This is a genomic window from Flavobacterium johnsoniae (assembly GCF_030388325.1).
In the GTDB taxonomy this organism is placed as follows: domain Bacteria; phylum Bacteroidota; class Bacteroidia; order Flavobacteriales; family Flavobacteriaceae; genus Flavobacterium; species Flavobacterium johnsoniae_C.
This window is the reverse complement of sequence record NZ_CP103794.1, coordinates 4,476,642-4,502,952: the sequence shown is the minus strand read 5'-3', so window position 1 is coordinate 4,502,952 and position 26,311 is coordinate 4,476,642. Positions and strand designations below refer to the sequence as shown.

20 protein-coding genes are annotated in these 26,311 nt (G+C 32.6%); 15 read left to right on the top strand and 5 right to left on the bottom strand.

All coding sequences use genetic code 11. The features are described 5' to 3' along the window. The first annotated feature begins 105 nt into the window (after nt 1–105). From NYQ10_RS19045 to NYQ10_RS19025, 5 genes are all read left to right on the top strand, one after another. Nucleotides 106–4,629 (top strand): translocation/assembly module TamB domain-containing protein, encoded by a 4,524-nt coding sequence (locus tag NYQ10_RS19045; protein ID WP_289877804.1) that lies wholly within the window; start codon nt 106–108, stop codon nt 4,627–4,629. Between the two features lie 308 nt (nt 4,630–4,937). Beyond that, nucleotides 4,938–5,924 carry a 6-phosphofructokinase gene (gene pfkA, locus NYQ10_RS19040; protein WP_276172976.1) on the top strand — a complete coding sequence of 329 codons (987 nt, stop codon included), beginning with the start codon at nt 4,938–4,940 and terminating at the stop codon, nt 5,922–5,924. Between the two features lie 94 nt (nt 5,925–6,018). Continuing rightward, complete coding sequence (gene gap, locus NYQ10_RS19035) at nt 6,019–7,023, top strand: type I glyceraldehyde-3-phosphate dehydrogenase (protein WP_109194184.1); 1,005 nt, start codon at nt 6,019–6,021, stop codon at nt 7,021–7,023. A gap of 129 nt (nt 7,024–7,152) precedes the next feature. Beyond that, on the top strand, nt 7,153–8,004 hold the full coding sequence (locus NYQ10_RS19030; protein WP_276172978.1) for an N-acetylglucosamine kinase: 852 nt from the start codon (nt 7,153–7,155) through the stop codon (nt 8,002–8,004). Between the two features lie 10 nt (nt 8,005–8,014). Continuing rightward, a complete protein-coding gene (locus NYQ10_RS19025) occupies nt 8,015–8,389 on the top strand; it encodes a methylglyoxal synthase (RefSeq protein ID WP_111379227.1) in 375 nt (124 codons plus the stop codon). On the opposite strand, the gene NYQ10_RS19020 is transcribed toward NYQ10_RS19025, so the two are convergent. After that, a complete protein-coding gene (locus NYQ10_RS19020) occupies nt 8,370–8,750 on the bottom strand; it encodes a RidA family protein (protein ID WP_289877803.1) in 381 nt (126 codons plus the stop codon). The genes NYQ10_RS19025 and NYQ10_RS19020 overlap by 20 nt on opposite strands. 25 nt (nt 8,751–8,775) lie before the next feature. Next, nucleotides 8,776–11,475: a putative LPS assembly protein LptD gene (locus NYQ10_RS19015; protein WP_289877801.1), complete on the bottom strand. Its 2,700-nt coding sequence runs from the start codon at nt 11,473–11,475 to the stop codon at nt 8,776–8,778. Nucleotides 11,476–11,557: 82 nt separating this feature from the next. On the opposite strand from NYQ10_RS19015, the gene NYQ10_RS19010 reads away from it, so the two are divergent. From NYQ10_RS19010 to NYQ10_RS18980, 7 genes are all read left to right on the top strand, one after another. Then, the gene (locus tag NYQ10_RS19010; protein ID WP_289877800.1) at nt 11,558–12,682 is read left to right on the top strand and encodes an N-acetylmuramoyl-L-alanine amidase family protein; all 1,125 of its coding nucleotides are present in this window, start codon (nt 11,558–11,560) and stop codon (nt 12,680–12,682) included. A gap of 50 nt (nt 12,683–12,732) precedes the next feature. Further along, nucleotides 12,733–13,698 (top strand): MlaD family protein, encoded by a 966-nt coding sequence (locus tag NYQ10_RS19005; RefSeq protein ID WP_289877798.1) that lies wholly within the window; start codon nt 12,733–12,735, stop codon nt 13,696–13,698. Between the two features lie 6 nt (nt 13,699–13,704). Next, nucleotides 13,705–15,039, top strand: a complete 1,335-nt coding sequence (locus NYQ10_RS19000; RefSeq protein ID WP_289877796.1) for a (Fe-S)-binding protein — start codon at nt 13,705–13,707, stop codon at nt 15,037–15,039. Between the two features lie 87 nt (nt 15,040–15,126). Next, entirely contained in the window at nt 15,127–15,918 is a 792-nt protein-coding gene (locus NYQ10_RS18995; protein WP_223704455.1) for a (Fe-S)-binding protein, read from the top strand. A gap of 116 nt (nt 15,919–16,034) precedes the next feature. Further along, a complete protein-coding gene (locus NYQ10_RS18990) occupies nt 16,035–16,517 on the top strand; it encodes a hypothetical protein (protein WP_057116491.1) in 483 nt (160 codons plus the stop codon). Between the two features lie 468 nt (nt 16,518–16,985). Then, entirely contained in the window at nt 16,986–18,131 is a 1,146-nt protein-coding gene (gene bshA / locus NYQ10_RS18985; RefSeq protein WP_229350141.1) for an N-acetyl-alpha-D-glucosaminyl L-malate synthase BshA, read from the top strand. A gap of 15 nt (nt 18,132–18,146) precedes the next feature. Then, the gene (locus NYQ10_RS18980; protein WP_276172986.1) at nt 18,147–18,569 is read left to right on the top strand and encodes a protease complex subunit PrcB family protein; all 423 of its coding nucleotides are present in this window, start codon (nt 18,147–18,149) and stop codon (nt 18,567–18,569) included. A gap of 82 nt (nt 18,570–18,651) precedes the next feature. On the opposite strand, the gene NYQ10_RS18975 is transcribed toward NYQ10_RS18980, so the two are convergent. Both NYQ10_RS18975 and NYQ10_RS18970 read right to left on the bottom strand, forming a co-directional pair. Continuing rightward, a complete protein-coding gene (locus NYQ10_RS18975; protein WP_289877794.1) occupies nt 18,652–19,149 on the bottom strand; it encodes a hypothetical protein in 498 nt (165 codons plus the stop codon). 121 nt (nt 19,150–19,270) lie between these two features. Beyond that, nucleotides 19,271–20,092: a UDP-2,3-diacylglucosamine diphosphatase gene (locus tag NYQ10_RS18970; protein WP_289877792.1), complete on the bottom strand. Its 822-nt coding sequence runs from the start codon at nt 20,090–20,092 to the stop codon at nt 19,271–19,273. 188 nt (nt 20,093–20,280) lie between these two features. On the opposite strand from NYQ10_RS18970, the gene aroC reads away from it, so the two are divergent. The 3 genes from aroC to NYQ10_RS18955 all read left to right on the top strand — a co-directional run bounded on the left by aroC (nt 20,281) and on the right by NYQ10_RS18955 (nt 24,963). After that, nucleotides 20,281–21,339, top strand: a complete 1,059-nt coding sequence (gene aroC / locus NYQ10_RS18965; protein ID WP_276172989.1) for a chorismate synthase — start codon at nt 20,281–20,283, stop codon at nt 21,337–21,339. Between the two features lie 52 nt (nt 21,340–21,391). After that, nucleotides 21,392–22,654, top strand: coding sequence for a dicarboxylate/amino acid:cation symporter (locus NYQ10_RS18960; protein WP_289877791.1), 1,263 nt, complete (start codon nt 21,392–21,394; stop codon nt 22,652–22,654). Nucleotides 22,655–22,845: 191 nt separating this feature from the next. Further along, nucleotides 22,846–24,963: a response regulator gene (locus tag NYQ10_RS18955; RefSeq protein ID WP_289877790.1), complete on the top strand. Its 2,118-nt coding sequence runs from the start codon at nt 22,846–22,848 to the stop codon at nt 24,961–24,963. On the opposite strand, the gene NYQ10_RS18950 is transcribed toward NYQ10_RS18955, so the two are convergent. Next, nucleotides 24,960–26,210, bottom strand: coding sequence for a DEAD/DEAH box helicase (locus tag NYQ10_RS18950; RefSeq protein WP_289877789.1), 1,251 nt, complete (start codon nt 26,208–26,210; stop codon nt 24,960–24,962). The two genes, NYQ10_RS18955 and NYQ10_RS18950, sit on opposite strands and share 4 nt — an antisense overlap. Nucleotides 26,211–26,311: the final 101 nt, after the last annotated feature.

The following is a 26,311-nucleotide window of genomic DNA, read 5'->3' as shown; positions in this document are numbered from 1 at the left end:
TCAAAAACAGTTGTTCTTTGTCTGCTCAAAATAAATTAAAAGAAAACTAAAATTAAAACAGCTATAAAAACAGTAAAGAAAATAATATCACGAACCCTATTTGGGTTGATTTTACTTGTGCTGGCATTAGCTATCATACTTTCTTTACCCGTTGTTCAAACTCAGATTGCCAATTATGTCACTAATTCGTTAAACGAAGATTATAAAGTTAATATCAGTGTAGAAAAAACTGCGATTAATATTTTTGGAGGCGTTAAACTAAAAAATGTGATGATTTTAGATCATCATAAACAAACGCTTATTTATTCTGATATTATTACAACTGATATTGCCAGTCTTAGCCGATTACTTGACGGCGATTTAATTTTTGGAGATTTGCGTCTGACGGGTTTAATCTTTAATCTGAAAACCTACAAAGGTGAAGATGAGAATAATATCAATAAATTTATTAAAGCTTTTGAGGTTGAAAATACGCCTAAGAAAAAATCGACTAAACATTTTCTCTTAACTGCTAAAAATGCGTACATCGAAAAAGGAAGATTTTCTGTTGTCGATGAAAATAAAACTACGCCTAAGTTTTTAGATTTCACCAAATTAAATGCTTATATAAGCGATTTTAAACTGTATGGACCGGAAGTAAATACGACTATCCATAGGTTTTCTTTTATGGATCATCGCGGTTTGTATGTTTCTAATTTTGCGGGTAAATTTAGCTATACCAAAAAACAAATTAAGGTCGAAAATCTGGCCGTTAAAACAAAACGATCTTCACTTTACGGTATCGCTATTTTGAATTATAAACCATCAGATTTTCTGGATTTTACAGATAAAGTAAGATTTAATGTTGTTTTGGATTCGGCATCAATTGCTACCAACGATATTCGTCATTTTTATGATGGATTGGGTAAGAATCAGCATTTTAAAATCAAAACTAAATTAAATGGTCCGCTTAATGATTTAACTCTTACTAAATTAAGATTGAGCGATACAAACGGATCGAAAATTAATGGAACGATAAACTTTAAAAATCTTTTAGGCAGTAAAACCCAGAAATTTTACATGGATGGAAAGTTTGATAAACTGCTTTCTAGTTATGATGATTTGGTAGTGTTACTTCCAGAAATTTTGGGCAAAAAACTTCCAAAAGAACTTAAAAGAATTGGGAAATTTAATATTGTCGGAAAAGCTAAAGTTTCTACAACTGCATTAGAAACAGATTTTAAAATGGCGACCGATTTAGGAAACGGAAAAGTCGATCTGCATCTGAATAATATGGACTTTATTGATAAAGCTTCGTATTCGGGAAATATTGTGTTGGATAATTTTGATGTCGGAGCAGTTTTAGGACGAAAAGATGTAGGACGAACAACCTTAAATCTTGATGTTGATGGAGTTGGTTTTACAGAAAAATACTTGAATACCATTGTAAAAGGAGATATTTCTAAGTTAGATTATAATAAATACACGTACAATAATATTGTAGTAAACGGAAATTTTAAACTTCCTTATTATAAAGGACAAATTGCTGTAAATGATCCGAATCTGAATTTAACTTTTGATGGTTTATTAGATTTAAGCAAAAGAGAAAATCGATATGATTTTCATATTAACGTAGAAAATTCAGATTTAAGAAAACTTAAGTTTGTTGGAGATTCTATTTCTAAATTTAGAGGAGATGTTGAAGTTCAGTTAACTGGAAATTCAATTGAAAATCTTCAAGGAAATATTTATATCAAAGACACAGAATATCAGAATCCAAAGGCAACTTATGTTTTTGATGAAGTAAATATCAATTCAAACTTTGATGCTGAAAGAATTAGAACAATTACAATTAGTTCGAATGATGTTGTGGATGGAAAAATCGTTGGTAAATTTAGATTTGACCAATTAGATAAACTGGTAATGAATTCGGTTGGTAGTTTGTATACCAATTATAAACCTTATAAAGTTAGAAAAGGACAATTTTTAAGATTTAATTTCCGTGTTTATGATAAAGTTGTAGAAATGCTTTATCCTGAAATTAATATTGATTCGTCTACAGTTGTTAGAGGGAAAATTGATTCTGATCTTCAGGAATTTAAATTTAGATTCAGATCTAAAAAAATTACGGCAGCTAAAAATACATTTGATAATATTCGTGTAAATGTTGATAATAAAAATCCGCTTTACAACGCTTATGTTGAGTTAGATAGTATAAAAACGCCTTATTACAAGATTAGAGATTTCAATTTAATTAATGTTACTTCTAAAGATACGCTGTTTGTTCGTTCTGAATTTAAAGGCGGAAATCAAGGCGAGGATTATTTCAATCTAGATTTATATCATACGATTGATAAGAATAAAAATAATATTGTCGGAATCAAGAAATCGGAAATGAAATTTAAAGACTATATATGGTATTTAAATGAACAAGCGGGACCAGATAATCAAATTGTTTTTGATCAGTTTTTTAAGAATTTCACATTTGATAATATTGTTTTATCTCACGAAAATCAGAAAATTGATTTGAATGGAGTGATGAAAGGAAGCGATTATAAAGATCTCGAACTCAATTTTGAAGATGTTGATATTAATAAAATTACGCCTTTAAATTCCAAATTTGTATTTGATGGTAATTTAAACGGAAGAGTCAATTATAAGCAGAATAAAAATGTTTATCAGCCAACGGCATCTATTAAAATTGATCATCTTGTGTTGAATAAAACAGAATTAGGTACGCTTAATTTTGATATTTCTGGAGACGAAACTTTTAGAAAGTTTACTGTTAATTCTTCTGTACAAAATGGTTTTACAGAATCTTTTAGAGCTAACGGAACTTTTGCTATAGAAAACAAAGAAACAATCATGGATATGAGTCTGAAATTGGAAGGATTCAATCTAGCAACTTTAGGAACGATTGGCGGCGATGTGCTGTCTAATATTCGAGGTTCGGTTTCTGGAAATGCATCGGTAGTCGGAAATCTGAAAAAACCTGAAATCAATGGACGATTGTATGTTGAAAAGGCAGGTATGACAATTCCGTATCTCAATACAGATTATGAATTAAGCGATCGAACTGTAATTGATTTGACGAATGAAAAGTTTTTATTTAGAAATAATCAGTTAACAGACACGAAATACGGAACAAAAGGTTTGCTTAATGGAAGTATTGAGCATAAGAATTTCGGCGATTGGAAACTGGATTTGAATATAACTTCTAAACGCTTATTAGCCTTAGATACAAAAGATAGTGATGACGCGGCTTATTTCGGAACCGCATTCATAAACGGATCGGCTAGTATTAGAGGTCCAGTTGATGGCTTGTTTATAAAAGTAGACGCTAAGTCTGAAAAAGGCACGGAGGTTAAGATACCTATTAATAATGTGCAAAGTGTTGGAGAAAGCAGTTGGATTCATTTTGTTACGCCACAGGAAAAATATAATCTAGCGAATGGAATTGAAGAAAAAACAAAAAACTATAACGGACTTGAACTAGAATTTGATTTTGATATCACGCCAGATGCCGAAGTAGAAGTTATTTTGGATCGAAATTCTGGTCATGGAATGAAAGGAAAAGGATATGGATCGCTTTTGTTTAAAATCAATACTCTAGGTAAGTTTAATATGTGGGGAGATTTCCAGGCATACGAAGGAACATATAACTTTAAATACGGCGGACTTATCGATAAAAAATTCGCAGTTAAAAAAGGAGGTTCTATTATTTGGGAAGGAAACCCGATGCGTGCTCAGTTAAATCTGGAAGCAGTTTATAAAACCCAAGCAAATCCAGCCGTACTTTTGGATAATACTTCTTCATTCAATAAAAAAGTGCCTGTAGAAGTTGTTATCGGATTAAGAGGAGATTTGGCAAGTCCAGAGCCCAATTTTGATATTCAGTTTCCATCCGTAAGTAATGTCTTGAAATCTGAAATTCAATATAAATTAGACGATAAAGATATTCGCCAGACACAAGCGTTATATTTATTGTCAACAGGTTCGTTTATGAGTACAGACGGATTTAGTCAAGGCGATTTCTCTGGAACATTGACAGAAACGGCATCGAGTTTATTAGGAGGAATTATTAAATCAGATAATGATAAGGTAAATATTGATTTAAATTATATTGCTGCTGATAGAAGAACAGGGCAGGAAGTAGATGGTCAGTTTGTGGCTAATATTTCTTCTCAGGTAAATGAGCGAATTACTATTAATGGGAAAGTCGGAGTTCCGGTTGGAGGGGTTAATGAATCTGCAATTGTTGGAGATATTGAAATTTTGTATCGTGTAAATGAAGACGGAACAATGAACCTTCGATTATTTAATAAAGAAAATGATATTAATTATATAGGACAAGGAATTGGATATACGCAAGGTGTCGGTGTTTCTTACGAAGTGGATTTTGATACTTTTAGCGAGCTTGTAAATAAGCTGTTCAAAAAACAAAAAATCGAACGTGCTTCTAAAACCTCAGATGATCTTCAGGATTCTTATTTAAATCCAGATTATGTGAATTTTACAAGCAAGAAAGAATCGGAGAAAAATAAAAAGAAAGCCGAGAAAGAGCAAGAGAAAAAGAAAAAAGAAGAGGAGAAGAAGAAAAAAGAAGAACCAGCAAATAATCAAGGTTTAATTCCTGATAATGATTATTAACAATTTGTTAAAAAAAGATATTTATAAAACCATTATTCTCATAATGGTTTTTTTTGTGCTAAATTTAGGCCCACTTTCAGAATTTTTCATGTGAGAGAGAAATTCTAATTTTATAACACTTCATTTGGGTATTGTTAATTTTTGACGATTTAATAAAAAAATAGCAATTTTTTATTTTTAATGAAATTTTTTCATAGAAAAAACTTATTAACGAAAACGTTTGAATTTAACAGATTTTATTAATTTATGATAATCGTAACCCGAAAAGTGCTTAATGTTTGCTAATTTTACACTTTAATACTTAAATAATGCCAAAAACAATAAAAAAAGTAGGTGTTCTTACCTCAGGAGGAGATTCACCTGGAATGAATGCTGCAATTCGAGCGGTTGTTCGTACTTGTGCATATCATAATATAGAATGCATCGGAATTTATAGAGGGTATCAAGGAATGATTGAAGGCGACTTCAAAGAGATGGGACCTCGTAGTGTAAATAATATTGTAAACAAAGGCGGAACGATCTTAAAATCGGCTCGTTCAGTTGAGTTTAGAACTCCAGAAGGTAGAAAAAAAGCGCACGAAAATCTTGTAAAGGCAGGTATTGATGCTCTTGTTGTAATTGGTGGAGACGGTAGTTTTACAGGAGGTTTGATTTTTAATTCAGAATACGATTTTCCAGTAATGGGAATTCCAGGAACTATCGATAATGATATTTATGGTACAAGTTTTACTCTAGGGTACGACACGGCTTTAAATACTGTTGTTGATTGTATCGATAAAATTAGAGATACAGCAAGTTCGCATAATCGTCTGTTTTTTGTAGAGGTTATGGGTAGAGATGCTGGTCATATTGCTCTTAATGCCGGTATTGGAGCTGGAGCAGAAGAGATTCTTATTCCTGAAGAAGATTTAGGATTAGATCGTCTTTTAGATTCACTTCAAAAAAGTAAAGCTTCAGGAAAATCATCAAGTATTGTGGTAATTGCTGAAGGAGATAAAATTGGTAAAAACGTATTCGAACTAAAAGATTATGTTGAGGCAAATCTTCCAGAATACGATGTAAGAGTTTCTGTTTTAGGACACATGCAACGTGGTGGTTCTCCATCTTGTTTTGACCGTGTTTTAGCAAGCCGTTTAGGAATGAAAGCTGTAGAATCTTTATTGGAAGGAAAATCTAACTATATGGTTGGATTGAAAGAAGATAAAGTTGTTTTAACTCCATTAGAGCAGGCTATTAAAGGAAAATCAGAAATTGATAGAGAATTATTAAGAGTGTCTGACATTATGTCGACATAATCAAAAATAAAAGTTTAAAAAGAAGAGAAGTTTATTGTGAGGAAATTAGACTTTGAAAATAGTGTAATAAAAACAAAAGCAAAAATTTAGTAAAATGTCAAAAGTAAAATTAGGAATAAACGGATTTGGACGTATCGGAAGAATCGTTTTTAGAGAATCTTTCAATAGAGATAATGTAGAAGTTGTTGCAATCAACGATTTATTAGATGTTGATCACTTAGCTTATTTATTAAAATATGATTCAGTTCACGGTCGTTTCGACGGAACTGTAGAAGTAAAAGAAGGAAAACTTTACGTAAACGGAAGAAATATCCGTATTACTGCAGAAAGAAATCCAGCTGACTTAAAATGGAACGAAGTTGATGTAGATGTTGTTGCTGAGTGTACTGGTATCTTCACAACTATTGAAACAGCAAGCGAGCACTTAAAAGGTGGAGCTAAAAAAGTTATTATTTCTGCTCCTTCTGCTGATGCTCCAATGTTTGTAATGGGAGTAAACCACGAAACTGCAAAAGCTTCTGATTTAGTTGTTTCTAACGCTTCTTGTACTACGAACTGTTTAGCTCCTTTAGCTAAAGTTATCAATGATAACTTCGGAATTGTTGAAGGTTTAATGACTACTGTTCACGCAACTACTTCAACTCAAATGACAGCTGACGGACCTTCTAGAAAAGACTGGAGAGGTGGACGTGCTGCTGCAATCAACATCATTCCTTCTTCAACTGGTGCTGCAAAAGCGGTTGGAAAAGTAATTCCAGACTTAAATGGAAAATTAACAGGTATGGCTTTCCGTGTTCCTACAGCTGACGTTTCTACAGTAGATTTAACTGTGAAATTAGCTAAAGAAACTTCATACGAAGAAATCATGGCTGTATTGAAAAAAGCTTCTGAAAACGAATTAAAAGGTATTTTAGGATATACTGAAGATGCTGTTGTTTCTCAAGATTTCATCTCTGACAAAAGAACATCTATCGTTGACGCTACTGCAGGAATTGGTTTGAACTCAACTTTCTTCAAATTAGTTTCTTGGTATGATAATGAGTACGGATACTCAAGCAAATTGATCGATTTATCTGTACATATTGCAGGTTTAAAATAATAATATATATTTTTGCAAAATCCCGTTACTACAATAACGGGATTTTCTTATTTTGTTACCTCTATAATTAATGTAAAAATCACACTTTTAAATTAAAAATAGAAAAGCCTAATTCCAAAAACTAAACAAATGAAATTAATAGTTGACAGTGGATCTACTAAAGCCGATTGGATTGCGATAGATGATAATGGAAAAGTATTATTCACAACACAAACTTTAGGATTAAATCCTGAAATTCTTGATGGTCCGGAAATTATCGAAAGATTAAACGACCGTTTTGATATCTTACAAAACAAAAAAAATGCTACTCATTTATTCTTCTATGGTGCAGGATGTGGTACTGATAGAATGAAAACAGCATTATCTCAAATTTTCCAAGAGTATTTTACTAACGCTATTGTAGATGTTCAGGAAGATACTTACGCGGCGGTTTATGCAACAACACCAAAAGGAGAAGAGGCAATTGTTTCTATCTTAGGAACTGGTTCTAACTGCAGTTATTTTGATGGAAAAGTATTGCATCAAAAAGTACAGTCTTTAGGATACATTGTTATGGACGACTGTAGCGGTAACGTTTTTGGAAAAGAATTAATTAGAAAATACTACTTTAATAAAATGCCTAAAGAATTGGCTGTTGAACTTGAAAAAGAGTACGACGTTGATCCAGATTTTATTAAAAACAAATTATATAAAGAACCAAATCCAAATGCTTATTTAGCAACTTACGCTAAATTTTTAATTAAGCATAAAGACACGGAATTCTGCAGAAAAATCATTTTTAAAGGAATGAAGTCTTTCGTTAAGAATTATATTAAACAATTCGATAACTGCAAAGAAGTTCCAGTACATTTTGTTGGTTCTATTGCATTTTATTTGAAAGACGAATTACAAGAAACTTTCAATAAATATGAACTTCAATTAGGAAACGTTTTAAGAAGACCTATTGATGGATTAATTGCATATCATGTCGCTAATCAATAGTTCTGATTTTATGGAAATTGCCATTATTGCCCATGATGGAAAAAAAGCTGATTTAATTGATTTTTTAATTAAAAATGAAGCTGTTTTACACAATGAAAAAATAAGATTAATTGGTACCGGTACAACTGGAGGAAAAGCTGAAGCAGCGGGTTTTAAAACTCAAAGAATGCTTTCGGGACCTTTAGGAGGCGATGCGCAAATTGCAGGAAGAGTGGCGGAAGGAATAACAAAAATGGTTTTCTTTTTTAAAGACCCTTTGTCAAGTCATCCTCACGAGGCAGATATTAATATGCTGATTCGTGTTTGTGATGTGCATAATGTGCCGCTGGCAACAAACGAAGCAACGGCACAATTATTATTAGATGCTATTGCACAGCAATTATAGATATTTCTACATTAACATTTTTTGGCAAACATGCCACCTGAACCGTTTCACGTGCTGGAGCGGTTTTTTCGTTAAAATACGAACCGTAAACTGTGTTTATTGCTCCAAAGTTATTCATATCCATAATGAAAATTGTAGACTTCACTACGTTCTCAAAAGTCATTCCTGCGGCTTCTAGAATTGCAGCAATGTTTTGCATAACTTGGTTAGTTTCGTCGTTAATATTATCTGTAATCAATTCTCCTGATTCTGGATTAATGGCAATTTGTCCAGAAGCATAAAGCGTATTTCCAGATAAAATAGCTTGGTTGTAAGGTCCGATCGGAGCCGGAGCTTTCTCGGTAAAGATTATTTTTTTCATAATGAAAGTATTTTGATTCGAAAGTTTATCGATTAGAAACGCTTCGTTTGTTCCATTTAATGTCACTAAGCATACCAGATTTGATTCCGATGAAGAAGTTCCAGTTAGAATTTGTTCCTAGAGGCTGCCAATTAAATGCCATTCTCCAGCTTAACAAATCTCTTTCAAAACGGAATTGGGTAAAAGTAACTCCTTTTTGTACAAAATCATAACCAGTAGAAATTCCACCTTTCCATTTTGGTGTAATGTCTGTGTTAACCGAAATCATAAGAGAGTTATTAGAGATTCTATTCTCTCGATTTATATTAGAGTATGTTAAAGAGTAGGCAAGAGTCATGTCAAAAGGGATTTTTGAGTTAAAAAACTCAGTAATCACATCTTCTTTTTCAGGTTCATTGGCAAATTGGCTATTTCGAGTGTCATTTAAATCGGTGTTTGTACCAAATAAATCATCACTTCGTCCACCATTCCGCTGACTTTGGGTGTTCTTGTCTTTTTCGCCGGTTCCTTTACTAGAAAACGAATAGTTTACCGTTACGTTTGCGCTGGTCATTCTAAATAAACTTCCGCCGTTATCAATGTTGAATTTGTTTAACTTGTTACCTCCATTATCAATCGCGTAAGGATCTAATGTTGCGCCAAAGTTCATATTCATTTTATTGTCAAAAAACTGTGTTCCACCACTTACTAATACAGGCTGCCATCCAAAAGTTGTTTTTCCGTCTGCATTGAAGTTATAACTTGTACTGAAGTTTAAGTTGTTTAACAGCATTATTTTTTTTGGTTCAGTTTTAGTACTGTCTTTGTCTCTTACTTTTGCTTCAAAAGTATTACTCAAAGAAAAACCAACAACGTTAGAATTGTCTTTACCAGGCTGTCCAAAAAGACCGTTTTCAAATCTTGTATATTCAGAAGTGATTCTTCCGCTTGCATCTACAGCATAAGTATCATAATAACGCTCAAAACTTGGTGTGTAAGCATAAGTTACACTTGGACGCATAACGTGTCTTATAGACTGAATTTTCTTGTCTTCGCCAAAATTAAAAGTTCCGTAAATGGTTGTTCCTAAGTTTGTGCTAAAATTATAAGTTCTAAAAGAGTCAAAACCATTTACAGGTGTAGGTTCTGCTTGTCCAGTTGAAGCATCATAGCTTTTTTTGATTGTTTTGTTTACCCAAGTTTCCTGATAAGTTGTGGAAGCACTTGCACTAAAATATTTAAAAACTTTAAAGTTTGTACTAAGAGGAATTGTATGTTGCATTCCCATCTGGGCATCTTTAAACATCTGCGGCTTGAAAAACAAAGAATCTTTTGTTTTAAATTCATTTTTTCCGCTTACGTTATATTGCAAGTTGATGTTTTTAATTATCCCTTTCTTTACGCCGTCTTTTCCAGCAAAAGGATAAATACGGTCTATACTTCCTTGCAATGTAGGAAGTGTCATAATGATATCTTCTGTTTGCGTATTTTGCTGATGCGTTGCCGATAACGAAATACGAGATCCTGGAATGGTATTAAAAGTTTTATTGTATGAAATAGAAGAACTTAAAGTGTTGTTTAAGTTCGAACCAATGTTGGCTTGGTTAATAGATTGTTTAAAGTATTTACTACTACCCATATTTACCGATGCAGAGAAGGTTGAATTTGGGTTTGATTTTGTGTCTTTAGAATGCGACCACTGAATGTTGTAAATATTTTGTTTTGAATAATCAGGATATCCACGTTCGCTGTTTATTAGATTTTCAAAACGGATATTTACATTTCCTCGATATTTGTATCTTGTTGCATATGAAGATTCAAATCGCATGGCGTAACTTCCGTTAGTGTAATAATCTCCAAGTACGGTTAAATCATAATGATCACTTAAAGCAAAATAATATCCACCATTTTGAAGAGAAAAACCTCTGGTGTTAGAATCATTATAACTAGGAATAATAATACCAGAAACACTTTTTTCCTGGCTCATCGGAAAATATGCAAAAGGTAATGCTAAAGGTGTTGGTACGTCGGCAATTACCATGTTGGTTAAACCGGTAATTACTTTTTTTCCAGGAATAAATTTTACTTTGCTGGTTTGGAAATAATATTCTGGATGATCAACATCTGTTGAAGTTGTAAAACGCGCTCCTTTTAAGAAATAAACAGAATCGTTTTCTTTTTTAGTAACAGCAGCTTTAATTTTAAATTCTCCTTGTTCGGTTCTAGAATTATAAATTAATGCTTTTTTTGTTTTGAAATTAAATCGAATTGAGTCGGGTTGAACTTCGCTTGAACCTTGTTTAAAATTAGGATATTGGACTAAAACCCCAGCAGAATCTTTTATTCTTCCTGCATAAACTTCGTCCTTTTCATAATTAAGAATAATGATGCCCGATTTTAATTCTACATCTTTATAGTATAATTCGGCTTCGTTGTATAAAGTGATAAGTTTGTTTTTCTGATCAATTTTTGCATAATCTTTAGCTCTGTATTTTACTTTTCCATCCAAAAAAGTCTTTTTAGGTCTAACAGTGTCTAGCTTTATAGTATCGATTACGGGTTTGGATTCTTTATCTGTTTGTTTTACAGCAGGTAAAGGCTTTTTTTTGTTTTTTATTTCTTGCGAATATAAATTACCACAACCTATAGTTAGGAAAAATGATATTAAAACGATATTAAATAAGTTTGTATGCAAAGGTTTAAATGCTATTTTTGTAAAATTATGGCTTGTTTTTTGACATGTCAAACTTACATATAATTTTTTGGCAAAAATAATCAATTCTGAAAATTATAACAGCTGCATTTTATTAAAATTAACTTTTAGATTTATGAATAGAATTAACAAATTTAAGGTAATATTTACTTTATTTCTAACAATCCTGTCTTTTTATGCTCATAGTCAGTCCAATGTGTTTAAAGTAACTTTGGATGCTGGACATGGTGATCATGACTTTGGAGCTGTTTATAGCGGCAGAATTGAAAAAAATATTGCTTTAGCGATTGTTCTAAAAGTGGGAAAGATTTTAGAACTAAATCCGAATGTTAATGTAATTTATACCCGTAAAACAGACGTTTTTATCGATTTGGTCGAAAGAGCAAACATCGCAAATAGAGCCAATTCAAATATTTTTGTTTCTATTCACTGTAATGCTAATAAAAATACAGCTGCCGACGGAACAGAAACTTATGTAATGGGTTTAAGTAAAGTTGCGTCAAACCTTGAAGCGGCAAAGAAAGAGAACTCTGTAATTACTTTAGAGAAAGATTATAAACGTAAATATGAAGGTTACGATCCTAATTCTCCAGAATCAATGATCGGTATGACTTTGATGCAAGAAGAATATTTAGATAACAGTATTTCTTTGGCTACTAAAATCGAAGATAATTTTGAAAAATTAGGTAAGAAACTTCGTCAAGGTGGTGTAAAACAAGCACCTTTCATGGTACTTCATAAAGCATACATGCCTAGAGTTTTGGTTGAAACTGGATTTGTGTCTAACCCAACAGAAGGTAATATTCTAAATTCTGAAGAAGGTCAGGATGATATTGCAAGAGCAATCGCAGAGGCAATTTTAAGTTATAAGAGAGAATATTTTGGTTCAGGTGGTGAATCAGACGACAGTCGGCCCATAAGAGATACTTCAAAACCAGTAAAACCTAAAACAACTGCTCCTGTTGCAGCGGTTAAAAATGCGCCTAAAGGAACCTTTTTTAAAGTACAGCTAATAGCGAGTATTAAAAAAACGCCATTGGAACCTAAAAACTTCAAAGGGTTAAAAAATGTGACGATGTTATTTGAAAACAATATATATAAGTATTTCTACGAAGAAACTTCAAGTTACGAAACTGCGCAAAAATATTTGCAAGAAGCTAAAAGTAAAGGGTATGGCGCAGCATTTTTAGTAGCAACTAGAGATGGAGAAAAAATCAGTATTCAGGACGCAATTAAATAATAAGCCTTAGTTCGAATATTTATATTAATTTTGTACAAACACTTAGAATTTTGAAACTAACAAGAGAAATTAAAACGGCTATTTTAGTCATCGCATCGATTTTATTATTTATTTGGGGTTATAGTTTTTTAAAAGGCAGAGATCTTTTTACAAATTATAAAACTTTATATGTTCAATATGATAATGTTGAAGATTTGTCAGCTTCAGCTCCCGTTACATTAAACGGATTAGCAATTGGTAAAGTAAGTAAAATCACTATAGACGAAGTTACTGGTAAATTATTAGTTGAACTTCAATTAAAAACAGATTTTCCAATTTCGAAAACAAGTACTGCATCTTTGTATTCTCCAAGTTTAATTGGCGGAAAACAAATTAAGATTGTACCGAATATGGCAGATAAAGAATTAGCAGAAGATGGACAGACTTTAGCTTCTGCGGTTGAACTTGGGTTGACTGAATCTTTAGGAGGGAAAATTGAACCAATTCAGCAAAAGCTAGACAAAATGCTTGTAAATATTGATGTTTTAGTTACTGGACTGAACAATACTTTAGACAAGCAAACACAAGAAAACTTAAAGAAAACAATTGCTGAGTTAAGTCAGACAATGGCGCAGTTTCACAAAGCATCTGGTAGTTTAAATAATATTTTAGACACTAATAAAGGACAGATTAACGGAATGGTTTCTAACTTTAATAAAGCATCAAACAATTTCAATAAAATCTCTGATTCTTTAAATAAAGCTGATTTAGGGAAAACAGTTCGTAATCTTAACCAAGCTTTGGCAAAAGTTGATGGTTTAATGGCTAATTTAAATTCTGGAAAAGGTACTGCGGGTAAATTATTAAACGACGACGCTCTTTATAATAACTTAGCTAAAACTTCAAAAGAGCTTGAATTGTTATTGCAAGATGTACGTTTATATCCTACACGTTACGTAAATGTTTCTCTTTTTGGAAAGAAAAACAAACCTTATGTAGCACCAACTGAAGATACAAATTCAACTGATAAAAAATAATTGTAAATGAGTTATTTAGATAATATTTTGTTTGCCATACTTCTTGTAGTTGGTTTCGGTTTTTTTGCAGCGAGCGTAAAAAAGATCATCCGAAACATTAATTTGGGAGTAGATGTAGATCGAAAAGATAATCCTAAAGCTCGATGGAAAAACATGGCTTTGATTGCTCTTGGGCAATCAAGAATGGTGAGACGCCCTGTTGCTGGAATACTGCATATTTTTGTTTATGTGGGATTCATCATTATTAATATTGAATTGCTTGAAATCATTATTGATGGACTTTTCGGGACGCATAGGATTTTTGCGCCTTATTTAGGTGTTGTTTATGATGTTCTGATTGCTTCATTTGAAATATTAGCAATACTGGTAATTTTTGCTGTAACTGTTTTTTGGATTAGAAGAAACTTTATCAGATTGAAGCGTTTTATTCACTCTGATTTAACTGGATTTCCAAAAAGCGATGCGAATTACATTTTGTATTTCGAAACCGTTTTGATGATTTTGTTTTTATTGATGAATGCTTCTGATTATCATTTGCAAAATGTTCCAGGAGGAATTTTTCATAAAGCAGGAAGTTTTCCAATAAGTCAGTTTATTGCGCCTATTTTTAACGGAATGTCAAATGAATTAGTTGTTCTTTTGTTTGAAGTATTTTGGTGGTTGCATATTGCTGGAATTTTAGTTTTTATGAACTATTTATATTTCTCAAAACATTTACATATTCTTTTGGCTTTCCCGAATACTTATTTTGCAAATTTAAAACCAGAAGGACAGTTTGATAATTTAGCTTCTGTTACAAATGAAGTGAAATTGATGATGGATCCAAACGCCGATCCGTTTGCAGCGGCACCGCCAGCAGATGAAAATTCAGCTCCAGCTAAATTTGGTGCAAGCGATGTTCAGGATTTAAATTGGGTTCAGTTATTAAATGCTTATACGTGTACAGAATGTGGGCGTTGTACTTCATCATGTCCAGCAAATCAAACGGGTAAAAAATTGTCTCCTCGTAAAATTATGATGGACACAAGAGATCGTTTGACGGAAGTTGGAAAAAATATTGACGCCAATAAAGGTGTTTTTGTTCCAGATAATAAATCACTTTTAAACGATTATATTACTCCAGAAGAATTATGGGCTTGTACGTCTTGTAATGCTTGTGTAGAAGAATGTCCAGTAAATATTAGTCCGTTATCTATTATTATGGATATGCGTCGTTATTTGGTAATGGAGCAAAGTGCTGCTCCAATGTCATTAAACGCGATGATGACTAATATTGAAAATAACGGTGCGCCTTGGCAGTATAGCCAGCAAGACCGTTTAAATTGGAAAAACGAGAATTAAAATAAATTCTCATAATGAATTAAGATTTCAGATTTCAGAATAAAATATGAAACTTTGAACTTTAAACTTTAAACAAAAGAGAGAGAAATGTCAGAAAGTTTAGTAGTGCCAACAATGGCAGAAATGCTTGCCGAAGGAAAACAGCCAGAAGTTTTGTTTTGGGTAGGTTGCGCAGGAAGTTTTGATGATAGAGCAAAAAAAATTACTAAAGCGTTTGTGCGAATTTTAAATCGTACAAATGTTTCTTTTGCAGTTTTAGGTACGGAAGAAAGTTGTACTGGAGATCCTGCAAAAAGAGCTGGAAATGAGTTTTTGTTTCAGATGCAAGCGATGATGAATATTGAAGTTCTGAATGCTTATGAAGCAAAGAAAATTGTTACGGCTTGTCCGCACTGTTTTAATACTTTGAAAAATGAATATCCTGAATTAGGAGGGAATTACGAAGTTATACATCATACAGAATTTTTAAAATCATTAATTGATGATGGAAGATTGACTGTTGAAGGCGGACAATTTAAAGGAAAAAAAATTACTTTCCATGATCCTTGTTATTTAGGAAGAGCAAATAAAGTTTATGAAGCTCCGAGAGATTTAATTGAGAAGTTGGACGTTGAATTAGTTGAAATGAAACGTTCTAAAGCAAATGGATTATGTTGCGGTGCAGGTGGAGCGCAAATGTTTAAAGATGCTGAACCTGGAAACAAAGAAGTAAACGTTCTTCGTACAGAAGATGCTTTAGAAGTTAAACCAGATATTATTGCTGCTGGTTGTCCTTTCTGTAATACGATGTTAACAGATGGAATTAAACACGCACATAAAGAAGGTGAAGTAAAAGTAATGGACGTTGCTGAGTTAATAGCAAACGCGCAAGATTTGTAAAAAAAAAGTTGCTAAGGTTCTAAGATGTTAAGATTCTAAGTTTTTGAACTTGAAACATGAAACTTAAAACTTTTCAAAAAATCTAAAATCTAAAATCAACAATCTAAAATTAAAAAATGTATATACCTTTTGAAAATTTACCAGGTGAATCTAGAGTCTGGATTTACCAATCAAACAGAAAGTTTTCTGAGGAAGAGTTTTCTGAAATTGAAACTGATTTAAAAGCTTTTGTAGAACAATGGGCTGCGCACGGCACAAGTCTAGAAGCTTCTTTTTTATTGAAATACAATAGATTTATAATATTGGCTGTAAATCAAGATGTACAGGCAGCAACTGGCTGTTCAATTGATAGTTCAGTTGAATTTATTCAAAGCTTAGAAAAAAAGTACAATGTTGATCTGTTAGATAAAATGAACGTTACTTTTAAACTTGGCGAACATATTGCACACAAACCATTAATTGATTTTAAGAAAATGGTTAAAGATAAATCTGTTTCTGAGAACACAATTGTTTTCAATAATTTGGTTAATAATATCGAAGAATTTAATGAATCTTGGGAAGTTCCTGCTGCCGATAGTTGGCACAGCAGATTTTTCTAATATGAAATTTATAAAATATTTGAAAGGCATGAAATTTAGATTTTATGCCTTTTTTTGTTTTAATGTTTCAGGTTTCGCCAAAGTTTGTCATTCCGAGGAACGAGGAATCTCCGTAAGTAGCTCCGCAATTAAAATCACCAATCTTTGTCGAGTTTCTTACGGAGATTCCTCGTTCCTCGGAATGACATTTTTTTTGGTGATAGGGCTTTGACAAAGTTTTTCGTTAAGGTATGACTTATGAAAACAAAATGTTCTAATCTAGCCCCGATGGTAGTGATATCCTTTTGTGCCGGTGTTCGGCATAAAAGATATAACGGACAGCGGGACAAGTGGTTCTTTTTATTCGATATTGTCTGCTTCTAAAAATATTTATTAACTAGAATTAATCTAATTTTGTCAAAAATCTAACAATTTAAAAGCTCATTTACACGTGATTTTTGAGTATTTTCGTAGAATTAAATTTAATCCATGAAAATAGCAATTGTTTGTTATCCTACTTTTGGAGGTAGTGGTGTGGTAGCCACAGAGTTAGGTCTCGAATTAGCCAGAAGAGGACACGAAATACATTTTATTACATACAGTCAGCCAGTAAGGTTGGCGCTTTTAAATCCGAATGTTCATTATCACGAAGTAAATGTTCCGGAATATCCATTGTTTCACTATCAGCCTTATGAATTAGCATTATCGAGCAAATTGGTCGATATGGTTAAATTATATAAAATTGAGCTTCTTCACGTGCATTATGCTATTCCGCACGCATACGCGGGTTATATGGCAAAACAAATGCTTAAAAATGAAGGGATTAATCTTCCGATGATTACAACTCTTCACGGTACTGATATTACACTTGTAGGAAATCACCCGTTTTATAAACCGGCGGTAACTTTTAGCATCAATAAATCAGATTATGTTACTTCGGTTTCGCAGAGTTTGAAAGATGATACTTTGAAATTATTCAAAATCAAGAATAAAATTAAAGTAATTCCGAACTTTATTGAATTGGATAAAGTTAAAAAAGATCCTTTGGCACCATGTCACAGATATGTGATGGCAAATGAAAATGAGCGTATTATAACGCATATCAGTAATTTTAGAAAGGTAAAACGTATTCCAGATATTATTAAGATTTTCTATAATGTGCAGAAAGAAATTCCTGCAAAGTTAATGATGGTTGGAGACGGACCAGAAAAAGAAAAAGCAGAAATCTTATGTCAGGAATTAGGAATTTTAGATAAAGTGATTTTCTTTGGAAATAGCCACGAAATTGATAAAATCTTATGCATGACCGATTTGTTTTTACTTCCTTCTGAAACAGAAAGTTTTGGTTTGGCAGCTTTAGAAGCAATGGCGTGCGGTGTTCCTGTAATTTCTAGTAATTCTGGTGGTTTGCCTGAGGTTAATTTTGACGGTTTTTCGGGTTATCTAAGCAATGTTGGAAATGTTGAAGAAATGGCTGAAAATGCATTAAAAATTTTAAGAGACGATGCTGTTTTGAGTCAGTTTAAGGCAAATGCTTTAGAAGTGGCTAGAAAGTTTGATATCAGAAACATTCTTCCTAAATACGAAGCATTGTATCAGAAAGCGGTTGATGATTATAAATATGAAAAGCATTAATTTAAAGAGCAATAAATGAAAAAAGTAATTTCTGTTTTAGCGGTTTTTGTGATGATTTCTTGCGGTGTTAAGAAAGTTGAAAGTTCAAACGCATTGTATGAAGTTTTGACAAAGCAATCTGATGGTGGTGGAAACATTAAATTTTTCGAGATTTTAACAGAGCCAAACGAAATTAAAATGCTCGAAAATGATCCCCTTTTGGCTGATAAAATGAAAAGTCCAAACGTTCACGATTATAATTATGTAATCTTGAATATGGGAGAAAAGAATACCAGTGGTTATTCTATTGATGTTGAAAAAGTGGAAGAAACGGATAAGAACATTATTATAACGGTTAAAGAAAACAGTCCTGCTAAAGACGCTATGACGATGCAGGTTATTTCATATCCGTATACTGTTGTGAAAATTCATTCTAAGAAAGAAATTATAATTAAATAAAATTTTGATGTTCTAAAAAAAAAGAAATCCTGTCATTGTGAAATGACAGGATTTTCTTCTTACAATTATTTTTTATTTTTATTTAGAATCTGAATTTAACGCCTAAACCAACGTCAAATCCAAAGTTATCATCATCATAATATCCTGAACCAATCTCTGGTCTAGCGTCTAATGATAATGTTAACGGTACTTCTTTAAATCTGTATTCGATACCAATATCACCTGCTGCAAAAACGTAAGTTCCGCTATCTTTAAATCTGTTGTCATTATAGTGATAGTTGTAATCCCAAGCGGCTAAACCTCCACCGACACCAGCGTACCAGTTAAAACCTCCATCGATGTTCCAAACCCATTGGTAAAGTGCAACACCTTTAATAGCATCAACATCTCTACTATTTCTCCAGCCTAAATCAAATTCAAGTCTGTTTTTTTGATTCAATCCTAATTGGTATGATACTTCACCACCAAATCCGTTGTTGTCTCCAAGACGTAATCCTAAAGCGTGTTTTGAAATTTCTTGTGATTGAGCCGTGAATGCTAATCCAAAAAGCATAATGGCAGATAAAATTATCTTTTTCATAAAATGGTCAAATTATTTTTTTTCAAATGTATTATTACAGTCAAAAAGAGAACGTATAAAATTTTTGAAAATTGTTATATAATTTACATTTTTTGAAATTTTGCAATCTAAATGTTAAAATCTACTTTAATATTATCGAAGAAATCAATTGTGAAGTTAGGATATCTTCCATTTCAAAAAGGTTTTCTTCTTCAACAAAATTACTGGCTTTGTAAGAGAATAATTTCCATCGTTTTTTATGATATTCTAAAGCGGTTAAATTTTCTACCCAATCTCCAGAATTTAAATATAGAGTCGATCCGTGTTTGTTTTCTTTGGTCATTATTTTTGGTTCGTGAATATGACCGCAGATCACATAATCGTAGTTTTTCTCAATAGCTAAATCTGTAGCTGTAGTTTCAAAATCAGAAATAAATTTGACTGCTTTTTTTACACTTGCTTTGATTCTTTTAGAAAAAGAATACGGTTCGCGTCCTAATTTTGCCAGGCACCAGTTTACAAATCGATTGATTAAAATTAGATAATCGTAACCTAATCCACCTAGTTTTGCAATCCATTTTGAGTGCTGAACCGAAGCATCAAATACGTCTCCGTGAAAAATCCAAGCTTTTTTATCGTCTAATTCTAAAACTAATTTATCGACCAAAGCAAAATTCCCCATATTCATATCACTGAATTTTCGAAGTATTTCATCGTGGTTTCCAGTAATATAATACACTTTTGTTCCTTTAGAAGCCATTCCGATAATGCGTTGGATTACTCGCAAATGTGCTTTCGGAAAGTACGATTTACGAAATTGCCAAGCATCAATTATATCGCCGTTTAAGACTAAAGTTTTGGGTTTAATGCTTGAAAGATAGTTGTTTAGTTCTTTAGCGTGACTTCCGTAAGTTCCTAAATGGACATCAGAAAGAATGACCAATTCGACATTTCTCTTTTTCAATTTTTCTTGATTTGAAGTTTTACAAATTAAAGAAAGTCTGTTTAGATTTATTTTATCAAAAGGTTATGAAAATGCGGATAATTTTACCAAATTGTGATTTTTATTCCAGTTAATGTTTAGTTAATAATACCAGTTTTAAATTTTTTAATTTAATTCATAAAACTTACATTTGCTCAAAACAAATTACAATGGCAGGAAACAGCTTCGGCAAACTATATAAAGTAACAACATTTGGAGAATCTCACGGTGAAGCTTTAGGCGGAATTATCGATGGATGCCCTCCAGGAATTCAACTAGATTTTGAAGCAATTGAAGTAGATATGGCTCGCAGAAAGCCAGGGCAATCGGCAATTGTTACACAAAGAAAAGAACCAGATGCGGTTCAGTTTTTATCTGGAATTTTTGAAGGAAAAACTACTGGAACTCCAATCGGTTTTATTATTCCAAATACCAATCAAAAGTCAGACGATTATTCACATATAAAAGACAATTACAGACCAAGTCACGCTGATTATGTATACGATCAGAAATATGGTTTTCGTGATTATCGCGGAGGCGGAAGAAGTTCAGCTAGAGAAACGGCAAGTAGAGTAGTGGCAGGTGCAATTGCAAAACAAATGCTTCCTGAAATTAAGATTAATGCTTATGTTTCTTCTGTTGGTCCAATTCATTTAGAAACTCCTTATCAGGAATTGGATTTCTCTAAAATAGAAAGCAATCCTGTTCGTTGTCCAGATGAAAAATCGGCTGCAATTATGGAAGAATATATTCGTGATATTCGTAAACAAGGAGATACTGTTGGAGGTGTTGTAACTTGTGTAATCCAAAATGTTCCAGTTGGTTTAGGAGAACCTGTTTTTGATAAACTTCATGCAGAATTAGGAAAAGCTATGCTTTCTATTAATGCTGTAAAAGGTTTTGAATACGGAAGCGGTTTCTCTGGTTCTGAAATGAAAGGGAGCGAACACAACGATTTATATAATAATGACGGAACTACAAAAACAAATCTTTCTGGCGGAATTCAAGGTGGAATCAGCAACGGAATGGATATTTATTTTAGAGTAGCTTTTAAACCTGTTGCAACTATCATGCAGACGCAGGATTCATTAGATAATAAAGGAAACATTACACCAATGACAGGAAAAGGACGTCATGATCCGTGTGTAGTGCCTCGCGCTGTTCCAATTGTAGAAGCAATGGCAGCAATTGTTTTGGCTGATTTTTATTTAATCAACAAAACATATTAATAAAAGGTAAGACAGTGAGGGTCTTATATTTTAATAATTAAAAAATAAATTAATGCAAGAAGTTACAGAAACTAAAAAACAATCATTTCTTTCGGGATTAACAGGGCAGATTATAATTGCGATGGTTCTTGGAGCCATATTAGGAATTATACTGCACAATAGCATTTCGCCCGAAGCAGCGCAAGCATTTAGCAGTAAAATAAAAATGCTGGCAACCATCTTCATCCGTTTGGTGCAAATGATTATTTCTCCGTTGGTTTTTACGACTTTGGTAGTGGGAATTGCGAAATTAGGTGATATTAAAACTGTTGGAAGAATTGGAGGAAAAGCGATTGGATGGTTTTTTACAGCTTCGTTTATTTCTCTTTTAATTGGATTATTTTATGTAAATGTTTTACAGCCGGGTGTTGGTCTAAAACTAGATCACGTAGATATGGCAGCAGCTTCAGAAGTTACTGGTAAAACTCAAAACTTGTCTTTTGATAATTTTGTTGAGCATATCGTGCCAAAAAGTATCGTCGAAGCGATGGCAACCAATGAAATTCTGCAAATTGTAGTTTTCTCAATTTTCTTCGGATTGGCAGCTGCGTCTTTAGGCGAGAAAGTAAAGCCAATTATTGGTGCTTTTGATAAGTTGTCTCACATCGTTTTAAAAATGGTAAACTATGTAATGAAGTTTGCGCCAATTGGAGTTTTTGGTGCTATTGCTGGTGTGTTTGCTATTCGAGATGCAGAAGAATTGGTAATAACTTACTTTAAATTTTTCGGTTCGTTTTTAATAGGAATCAGTACTTTATGGGTTATTTTAATTGCAGTTGGATATATTTTCCTTAAAGGAAGAATGACTGAATTGTTAAGACGCATAACTGGACCTTTGGCAATTGCTTTTGGAACAACTAGTAGTGAAGCTGTATTTCCGAAATTAACAGAGGAATTAGAAGGTTTTGGTGTAAAAGATAAAATCGTTTCGTTTATGTTGCCTCTTGGTTATTCGTTTAACCTTGACGGAAGTATGATGTATATGACTTTTGCAAGTATCTTTATTGCACAGTTCTACAACGTGCATTTAGATTTAGGTACTCAAATGGCAATGCTTTTGGTTTTAATGCTTACAAGTAAAGGTATTGCAGGTGTGCCAAGAGCAAGTTTGGTAGTTGTAGCTGCGACTTGCGGAATGTTTGATATTCCTATTGAAGGTATTGCATTAATTTTACCAATTGACCATTTCTGCGATATGTTCAGAAGCGCAACTAATGTTTTAGGAAACGCTTTAGCAACCTCTGTTGTAGGGCAATGGGAAGACGGAAAAGAATAAGAAAAAGTAGCGCTGAGATTACAATTTTAATCTTAGTTGTCTAAATAACAATTGAAAAGCTGTATTTTTATTTGAAATACAGCTTTTTTTTATTTTAAAGTGTATATTTGATTAAATTAGCCCGATTGATGCCCCAAATACGGATTTATTTTTTTCTGCTTTTTTGCCTGAATTTTGGCATAGATTCGGCTATGGCTCAATCTGACTGCGGTAAAAATCCTAAAACGGAAAAACTGGTTAAACAGGCACTCGCATCTTTCAGAGAGTCTAACTTCGAAAAATCTTTAATACTTTCCAGAACTGCCTTAAATGCGGCAACATTGCAAAAAGATAATTGTCTTATTGCTAGATCTTACAACATAATTGCAGCTAATTATAATGCTGTTTCAGAGTTTAATAAATCGATCTTTTTCTATAAAAAAAGCTTAGGTTATGCAAACAAAACTACTAACGATTCTCTAAAAGCCAATATTTACAATAATTTAGGAAATATGCATTGCTTTGATCGAGGAGAATTTGATCAAGGAATTCGATACTATAAGAAAGCAATTGCTTATTGTTTAAAAACAAATAATTTAAAAGATGTATTTTTTACAAATGTTAATATAGCTTGGGCATACTTCGATATTAAAAATTATGACGAAGGATATCTTTTCTTGAAATATGTAAATAATAACATGAAATATGGAGATAAATCTACCGATGTTGTTGTTAATATGCTCAATGGTATTTATCTAAGCCATAAAAAACAGAATGATGAAGCAAACGCCTATTTTTTAAAAGCAATAGAAGCTGGAAATAAATGCGAAGAAAAAACAGATTTGTCAAACGCTTATTTAGAATATGCGACGTTTTTAAATAAAATAGATAGACATAAAGAGGCTTATGAAGCTTTGGTTAATTATAATAAAATTACTGAAGAAATTTACAATGAGGGCAAATTGAGTAAAGCTTCAAATGCTGGAATCAGTTTAGAATTAGATGAATATAAAAGAGAAATCGATAAAATCGAAAATGAAAAAGTAGAACAATCTCAAAGTCTTAAAAAATCGAGAATTATTGTAATTCTATTTATTCTGATTTCATTAATACTCCTCTTTTTAATTATCACTTTAATAAAGAATATTCGATATAAGAAAAAGCATAATTTAGAGCTTTTAAAAGCAAAAGAAATTGCAGAAGAAGCTTCCTTATTAAAAACGCAGTTTATTTCCACTATAAGTCACGAATTACGCACGCCGCTTTATGGTGTTGTTGGTATAACCAATATGCTTTTAGAAGAGCATAAAGAAATCTCAAGAAGCCAGCATTTAAGTTCCCTAAAATTCTCTGCCAGATATTTACTTTCTCTAGTAAATGATATTCTTCAAATAAATAAGATTGAAGAAAACAAAATTGTCCTCGAGAGCTTAACATTTAATATTCTAGACGAAATTACCGTTATTAAGAACTCATTATCTTTTCTTTCGCAGAAAAATAACAATAAAATTTCCATCGATGTTGATCCTGAAATTCCAGAATATTTAATTGGCGATAAACTTCGATTAGCGCAAATTTTGATGAACTTGGTAAGTAATGCATTAAAATTTACGAAAGACGGAGAAGTAGAAGTAAAAGTAGATTTAGTAAATGTTGAAGGAAAACTAAATTACTTGAATTTCATGATTAAAGATAATGGTATTGGTATTGCGGCGGTAGATCAAAGTAAGATTTTTGAAAAATTTGTTCAAGTAGGACGTAAAGATGAAGATTATCAAGGAACTGGACTTGGGCTTAGTATCGTTAAGAGGTTATTAGGACTTTTTGGAAGCACAATTACTTTGGATAGCGATCTCGGAAAAGGAACTTCATTTTCGTTTGTTATTGCATTTGAACACGATTTAGACAAAACAAAAAGTATAATTAATGAAATTGAAGTCGATTTAACTTCAAACGAAATCTATAAAATTTTGGTTGTTGAGGATAATTTAATCAATCAATTGGTGACCAAAAAGATTATCGAAAAAAACAATTATGCGTGTAAAGTTGTTGATGATGGTTTTGCGGCGTTAAAGATTTTAGAAGATGAAGTTTTTGATTTGATTTTGATGGATATTAATATGCCTTTAATGAACGGATTTGAAACCACAAAACGAATTCGTCTATTAGGAGTTGATACTCCAATTGTTGCCTTAACCGCTTTTGATAAAGATGAAATTACAGACGAAGCCATTTCGTCTGGAATGAATGATATTATAATTAAACCTTTTGAGCCGGTTAAATTATTTAAGATCATTAATTTTCTTATAAACGAAAAAAACGCTGTTTAATACCAGCGTTTTTTGTTTTTCTTAGAAGAATTCGATTTTCTCGATTTGTGAGCTCCACCGCTTCTATTAGAAGAATTTTTAGGTTTTTCTCCAGCTTCTGGACTTCCCGAATGCCATGGATAAGGATGATCTGTAATGATTTTTACATCTACTTTTATTAATTTCTTAATGTCTTTCCAATATGGTTCTTCATCTTTTCCACAGAAAGAAATTGCAATTCCGCCATTTCCTGCACGTCCTGTACGACCAATACGGTGAACGTAAGTTTCTGGAATATTCGGTAAATCAAAATTGATTACATACGGAAGTTGTTCAATGTCAATTCCTCTTGCTGCAATATCAGTTGCAACCAAAACTCCAACTTCTTTGTTCTTGAAAGCGTCTAAAACACGTTGTCTGGCATTTTGAGATTTGTCTCCATGAATGGCTTCAGCAGGAATGTCTTTTTTACGAAGCGCTTTTACAACATTATCTGCACCATGTTTTGTTCTCGAGAAAACAAGTACGTTTGATAAATTTTCTTCTTGAATCAACTTATACAACAAGTTTCTTTTTTCTGTTTTATCAACAAAATAAACGCGTTGTTCTACGTTTTCTGCTGTTGAAGAAACTGGAGAAACTTCTACTTTTTCTGGATCTTGCAAAAACATTTCAGCAAGTTCGCGAATTGCAATTGGCATGGTTGCCGAGAAAAGTAATGTTTGTCTGTTTTTTGGAGTCAGTTTTACGATTTTTTTGACATCGTTTATAAAACCCATATCCAACATTTGATCGGCTTCGTCTAAAACCAAAGTATGTAAATGATCAAAATCCAGAAATCCTTGTTTGTGTAAATCAAGTAATCTTCCTGGAGTTGCCACTAAAATATCTACACCTTTTTTTAAGGTTTCGACTTGCGGATTTTGAGAGACACCACCAAAAATGGTTAATTGTGTTAAGTTTGTGTACTTTCCGTAAGTGTCAAAACTTTCTCCAATTTGCACGGCAAGTTCGCGAGTAGGTGTAACGATAAGAGCACGAATTTGTTTTGCTTTTTTTGATGAACCTACAATTCGGTGTAATTGATGTATAATTGGAATAGCAAATGCCGCCGTTTTTCCTGTTCCTGTCTGCGCGCAGCCAATTAAATCCCTCCCTGATAAAACAATCGGAATAGATTGTTCCTGAATTGGAGTCGGATTTAAATAGCCTTCTTCAAATACGGCTTTTTGTATACTTTTTGAAAGTGATAAATCTTCGAATAACATATCTTATTTGTTAAGTATTTTAGTTTGATGTACTAAAATGCTGTGCAAAGATAGGTTTATTCAGTCAATCGTTTGTTTGAATTGGCGATTATTTGGCAAAC